Genomic DNA, 3,330 nt, shown 5'->3' with positions numbered 1-3,330 from the left:
TTTGAAAAATGAGGAGTCATTTAATGAAGAAAGATATAGTAATAAATTATCTAAGTTGCCAGAATATAATGATAAAACAGGTCAAGTAAAAGCAATAAATGAAAATAACATAGGTAGGAATTCTTTATGTTCTTGTGGGAGCGGGAAGAAATACAAAAAGTGTTGTGGGAAGTAAACAATTATGTAAGTTTTTGAGTGAAGTGGCACAAATGTAAATGTTTCAAAGGGAAGTAAAATTAGTAAGATTGACAGTGCTCAGCCACTTGTTTCACTTATATATAAAATTAAAGATATCAGATATCTTGAAGTTATCCATTGAAATGAATACTATTAATCAATTTTATAAATTTGTTACAGTTCAATATATAAAAGATGATGGGTCCCTAAGTAGTTATGCAATTAATATAGATCAACATTCTGATGGGACATTAACAGTACTTAATATTTTAACCTGTCTTGTATCAAACAAATATCCTGTATTTTGAATTGAAGTGCAATACGAAATACTGTAGATTAACTTCTACGGTATTTTGTATTTAGCTGATGATATTGACGCATTTGTTAAAATAAAAAAATGAATCAATAAATCACGAAGATAGCCAGGAAATGTGAACTGGTAACTGAAGTAGATTTATTCAAAGGAATTGGTAGAGTTACTTTTTATAGTTGTAGAGACAGGTATAGCTTCTGAGGATATAAAATCGCTGTAGATACTAATACAGATATTGAATTACAGAGGAGAATATTGCTAAGACTGATGAAATCTGTAGAACAAATGACTGGTGGGATTTTTGGTAATAGAATGTATTTTGAGCTATTAAGAGGACAGTTTACTAGCACAGGCATCACTGAAAATATGTTTAATATAGAGTAATATAAAATATGTTTAGCTATTTTCTTCTATGTAATTTTAGGAAGAGGAATATGCCTATTCTATAGGAGAATAAAAAGGATAAGGTTATGTTTACTTATTCAGATAAATTGGTATACTGGTAATATGAAGCATGAAATCTTTTATAATGATGATTAAGGAAGGAGATCAATATGCAAAAAATAGTTCCCCATTTATGGTATGACAAGGAGGCTAAAGAGGCAGCCGAGTTCTATATTAGTTTATTTGACCAATCAAAGCTTTTAAACGTGACAGTTATTGGAGATACTCCTTCAGGAGATGCGGAAATTGTAAATTTTGAATTAGCTGGGCAACCATTCGCGGCAATAAGTGCAGGTCCTTACTTTAAATTAAATCCATCGATTTCATTGATGGTAGCTTGTAACTCTTTAGAGGAAGTGAATATTAAATGGAAAGCATTGTCGGAAGGCGGTACTGAACTTATGCCACTTGGTGAATATCCATTTAGCAAGTGGTATGGGTGGATTCAAGATCGCTATGGACTGTCTTGGCAGTTGATGCTTGTTGATAGTGGACTAACAGTTCAAAAGATTACATCAAATTTGCTTTTCTCAAATGATGCATGTGGGAAAGTCGAAGAAGCAGTGAAGTACTACACAGAAGTTTTCGAAAATTCAGAAATAGGCATAATAAGCAAATATGGCAGTGGTGAAGCAAAGTCATTAAAAGCTAAGATAAATTATGCTGCTTTTAAGCTTTGCGGTGTTGATTTTTCGGCGATGGATAATGGTAATGATGCTGATTTCAATTTCAATGAGGCATTTTCATTAATTGTAAATTGTAAAGATCAAAAGGAAATAGATTACTATTGGGGCAAACTTTCTGCTGTACCTGAGGCAGAGCAATGCGGATGGGTTAAAGACCAATTTGGCGTATCGTGGCAGATTGTTCCATCAAATATGGAAGAAATATTATCAAAAGGAACAAAAGAGGAAATTCAAAGAGTGACAGAGGCTTTTCTTAAAATGAAAAAGTTTGATTTAAATGCCTTGGAGCAAGCACGGTTGGGCATAAATGAAGGGGGAAAGCGTATATAATTGTGATTTTAATTCCCTCGAATTCGAGGGAATTAAAAATCAATCTGGAACAAGGAGTTATTATCTATCGGTAAGAAGTGGGTTTCTTCTACTAATGCAATTGGTATAAAATCAAGTGCTGGTAGATATGGTGGAACATACGCTCATAAGGATATTGCTTTTGAATTTGGTTCATGACTTAGTCCGGAATTTAAGCTGTACTTAATTAAGGAATATCAGAGATTAAAAGAGAATTTGATTTAGTAATTGCTGTTTCCTCATTGGTTAAATCTTAATATATTCGTATATTCAATCCACCACATTATCATCCGCAATAAAATCTACATCAACATTCTTCTCCCGAAGCTTACTAATATAAACTACTGCACATCTAAAAGTTTTTTTATACTTTGGATGTTCTTGTCTCACCGAAAAATTCACAGGTTTATTGTAGCATTTACAATACTGCATATTACTTAATTGTTTTTTGAAACTACTCAGTGGCAACACCTCATGAGCCACATTATGCTCCCTACAGTACTTTACAAACCTATCATAAAAGGATGTATAGTTAAGGCGGAGCACAAAATCTCCATCTAAATCCAGCACTGCATCGTAGTCGATATTTCTTGAAAGCTCATTATTAGCTGCCATACGATTCATAGTTTCGAAATTTTGTTCTATAACTGTTTTATTGGAAGAGCCTCCATTAAGTGATCCTGTATTTCACGTAATATAAGGGTTTATCATTAATTCACTTATTACATTACAAATTTATAAAGGGGGTATGTACCGTAATAGAGTTTTTAAAGTTTGATTCTCACTTATATAGGCAATTTTTATACTTATATTAATAAGGTGTTTTTGTTTTTTTGTAATATATATATATATTTATATTCTAGTGTAGATATCTTAAGGGTTTGTGTGAATTACAAGAGGGGGTAATAAATTGCAATAAAATCAGGAGTCAGAAATAATATTTTAAATCCTTTGATTGAAGGTGGATTATTGAGATTAACAATGCCAGATAAACCGATAAGTCCAAAACAAAAATATTATTGTAAAAAAAGATAATATATCATATTCAAATAATTTAGAGTAAGGCGATGACATCCAGTCATCGCCTTACTCATTGTGGGAAGATTAAATTTTTACTATTAAAGCCCATCAAAAGGAATGTCACTTATGAACTTATTGCAAAAGATACACTTGTAAGTTTCTATTTTAGGACACCCACTCCTAGTTAAAGCATGGATTATCCCCTTATGTGCATCTTTTGCTAACCACTTTAATTCTACTCTGCTTCCGTAGAGGTCGCCTATTAACATCTCTTTATCACAATATGGACATTTCATATAATAGTCCTCCTTAGTTTTCTTTTTTTATTCAATTCTGTTACTC

Annotated in this window: 7 protein-coding genes and 1 pseudogene; 6 read left to right on the top strand and 2 right to left on the bottom strand. The window is 32.1% G+C overall.

Features of this window, described 5'->3' with window-relative positions:
- Nucleotide 1 precedes the first annotated feature (1 nt).
- The 5 genes and pseudogenes from JJE11_RS17820 to JJE11_RS16850 all read left to right on the top strand — a co-directional run.
- Nucleotides 2-175: an SEC-C metal-binding domain-containing protein gene (locus tag JJE11_RS17820; RefSeq protein WP_366927956.1), complete on the top strand. Its 174-nt coding sequence runs from the start codon at nucleotides 2-4 to the stop codon at nucleotides 173-175.
- A 145-nt stretch (nucleotides 176-320) separates the two neighbouring features.
- Nucleotides 321-485: a hypothetical protein gene (locus JJE11_RS16865; RefSeq protein WP_291637714.1), complete on the top strand. Its 165-nt coding sequence runs from the start codon at nucleotides 321-323 to the stop codon at nucleotides 483-485.
- 260 nt (nucleotides 486-745) lie between these two features.
- Entirely contained in the window at nucleotides 746-874 is a 129-nt protein-coding gene (locus JJE11_RS16860) for a hypothetical protein (RefSeq protein WP_291637712.1), read from the top strand.
- A 170-nt stretch (nucleotides 875-1,044) separates the two neighbouring features.
- On the top strand, nucleotides 1,045-1,950 hold the full coding sequence (locus JJE11_RS16855) for a VOC family protein (RefSeq protein ID WP_291637710.1): 906 nt from the start codon (nucleotides 1,045-1,047) through the stop codon (nucleotides 1,948-1,950).
- A pseudogene (locus JJE11_RS16850) lies at nucleotides 1,937-2,124 on the top strand (KilA-N domain-containing protein); the annotation flags it as partial. The gene JJE11_RS16855 and the pseudogene JJE11_RS16850, both read left to right, overlap by 14 nt.
- A gap of 114 nt (nucleotides 2,125-2,238) precedes the next feature.
- Here the strand turns inward: JJE11_RS16850 and JJE11_RS16845 are convergent.
- A complete protein-coding gene (locus JJE11_RS16845; RefSeq protein ID WP_291637708.1) occupies nucleotides 2,239-2,592 on the bottom strand; it encodes a hypothetical protein in 354 nt (117 codons plus the stop codon).
- A 285-nt stretch (nucleotides 2,593-2,877) separates the two neighbouring features.
- Here JJE11_RS16845 and JJE11_RS17815 point away from each other — a divergent pair, with 285 nt between their 5' ends.
- On the top strand, nucleotides 2,878-3,003 hold the full coding sequence (locus JJE11_RS17815) for a Fic family protein (protein WP_366927955.1): 126 nt from the start codon (nucleotides 2,878-2,880) through the stop codon (nucleotides 3,001-3,003).
- 83 nt (nucleotides 3,004-3,086) lie between these two features.
- Here the strand turns inward: JJE11_RS17815 and JJE11_RS16840 are convergent, their stop codons facing one another.
- Entirely contained in the window at nucleotides 3,087-3,284 is a 198-nt protein-coding gene (locus JJE11_RS16840; RefSeq protein WP_291637706.1) for a PF20097 family protein, read from the bottom strand.
- Nucleotides 3,285-3,330: the final 46 nt, after the last annotated feature.

This window comes from Clostridium sp., from assembly GCF_016650095.1.
GTDB lineage: Bacteria > Bacillota > Clostridia > Clostridiales > Clostridiaceae > Clostridium_AD.
This window is presented reverse-complemented; position numbering and strand designations above follow the sequence as displayed.

Excerpts from the sequence above, each read along its gene's own strand:
- JJE11_RS16865 (WP_291637714.1), top strand. The coding sequence starts at position 321 with ATGAATACTATTAATCAATTTTATAAATTTGTTACAGTTCAATATATA.
- JJE11_RS16855 (WP_291637710.1), top strand. The coding sequence starts at position 1,045 with ATGCAAAAAATAGTTCCCCATTTATGGTATGACAAGGAGGCTAAAGAG.
- JJE11_RS16845 (WP_291637708.1), bottom strand. The coding sequence starts at position 2,592 with ATGAATCGTATGGCAGCTAATAATGAGCTTTCAAGAAATATCGACTAC.
- JJE11_RS16840 (WP_291637706.1), bottom strand. The coding sequence starts at position 3,284 with ATGAAATGTCCATATTGTGATAAAGAGATGTTAATAGGCGACCTCTAC.